General features: G+C 69.2%; 1 protein-coding gene. It reads right to left on the reverse strand.

Annotation, left to right across the window (positions count from 1 at the left end):
• The coding region (locus tag JAV51_RS20120) for a methionine adenosyltransferase domain-containing protein (RefSeq protein ID WP_197322313.1) at window positions 1–428 on the reverse strand (428 nt) is incomplete at both ends.

A 428-nucleotide genomic window follows, 5' to 3' on the forward strand; every position in this document is an offset into this window, starting at 1 on the left:
TCCCACGGCAGGTCGATGTCCGTACGGCCGAAGTGCCCGTAGGCGGCCGTGGGCGCGTAGATCGGACGCAGCAGGTCGAGGTCCCGGATGATGGCGGCCGGGCGCAGGTCGAACACCTCGGTGATCGCGGCCTGGATCTTGGCCGGGTCCACCTTCTCGGTACCGAAGGTCTCCACGAACAGACCCACCGGCGCCGCCTTGCCGATCGCATACGCGACCTGCACCTCGACCCGCCCCGCGAGCTCGGCGGCGACGATGTTCTTGGCCACCCACCGCATCGCGTACGCCGCCGAACGGTCCACCTTCGACGGGTCCTTGCCCGAGAACGCGCCACCACCATGCCGCGCCATCCCGCCGTAGGTGTCCACGATGATCTTGCGACCGGTCAACCCCGCGTCACCCATCGGACCACCGACCACGAACCGACC

The organism is Saccharomonospora sp. NB11 (assembly GCF_015910535.1).
In the GTDB taxonomy this organism is placed as follows: domain Bacteria; phylum Actinomycetota; class Actinomycetes; order Mycobacteriales; family Pseudonocardiaceae; genus Saccharomonospora.